2 protein-coding genes are annotated in these 1,020 nt (G+C 59.6%); one reads left to right on the top strand and one right to left on the bottom strand.

Annotated features, from left to right (window positions below; all coding sequences use genetic code 11):
* Nucleotides 1-148: 148 nt before the first annotated feature.
* On the bottom strand, nt 149-400 hold the full coding sequence (locus HQK15_RS18255) for a hypothetical protein (protein WP_173492931.1): 252 nt from the start codon (nt 398-400) through the stop codon (nt 149-151).
* Nucleotides 401-430: 30 nt separating this feature from the next.
* On the opposite strand from HQK15_RS18255, the gene HQK15_RS18250 reads away from it, so the two are divergent.
* A complete protein-coding gene (locus tag HQK15_RS18250; RefSeq protein ID WP_173492930.1) occupies nt 431-859 on the top strand; it encodes a transcriptional regulator in 429 nt (142 codons plus the stop codon).
* Nucleotides 860-1,020 lie beyond the last annotated feature (161 nt).

Genomic DNA, 1,020 nt, shown 5'->3' with positions numbered 1-1,020 from the left:
CGCGCCGGGCCAATTCCGACTGGTTTATCCCTGCATCTTCCAGGGCTGCCCGAAGGCGATCTGCTAGCGTTTTCATGTATAGCAGACTAACCGCTTGATTGTTTAGGTTGCTTGACATACCATTTGTCTAGTTCGCTATACACGTGGATCAGACATGTTCATGACCAAAAAGCAGGCCATCGATCTTTTCGGCAGCGGTGCGGAACTCGGTCGCGCAGTCGGCCTGAGCCGCGGTCGCATCTCGCAGTGGCCCGATGAACTCGATCAGAAGCAGACCGATACCGTCGTGGGCGCTGCAATTCGACTCGGTAAGGCTCTGCCCGCCGGCTTCGTTCCTGAGTCCCACACCGAGCCGTCCGCCGCGTAACTGCGCGGGCCATAACCGCGATGCCTTGAGCATCGCTTTTTTGTAGCTCTGGGGGTTAGTCAAGTGGCGTCAAAAGCATTGAGCCGGGTTGTCGAACAGGGCGAGTTGTCCCTGACGCGATGCGCCGAACCGAACAGCGTGCCGGTGGAAATGGTTCATCGGCAGAAGACCGCTGGCGCGGCTTTCACGCTCGCCTGCACGTCGTCGGGCCTCGAGGACAAAGAGATCTACCTGGCGCTCGGGCTCGACGCCGGCTACTTCTCGCGCATGAAGAAGGGCGACGCAACGCTGCAGGCCGATCAGCTCGCTGCGTTCTGCCAGATCGTCGGGAACCGCGTCTATGCCGATTGGATGGCGTATCAGCTTGGCTGCACGCTGGTGCAGATCAAGTCGGACGCCGAGCGCGAGCGCGACGCCGAACGTGAACGTCGCATCGAGGCCGAGCAGAAGCTCGCGCTGATGATGGATCTGTTCAAGGGGAAGGCAGCGTAATGGCTGGCGACTGGATCAAGATGCGCACCGGCTTGCTCACCAATCCCAAGGTGATTCGGATGGCGCGCCTGCTCGCCGAAGACGAGCACTTCATGGGTTGGTGGACACGCGGCACTAAGGTTTCGTGTGACGAAACTGTCTACGAATTGTGTGACGTCACA

The organism is Aeromicrobium stalagmiti (assembly GCF_013283745.1).
Taxonomy (GTDB): Bacteria; Actinomycetota; Actinomycetes; order Propionibacteriales; family Nocardioidaceae; genus Aeromicrobium; species Aeromicrobium stalagmiti.
This window is presented reverse-complemented; position numbering and strand designations above follow the sequence as displayed.

Excerpts from the sequence above, each read along its gene's own strand:
- HQK15_RS18255 (WP_173492931.1), bottom strand. The coding sequence starts at position 400 with ATGCTCAAGGCATCGCGGTTATGGCCCGCGCAGTTACGCGGCGGACGG.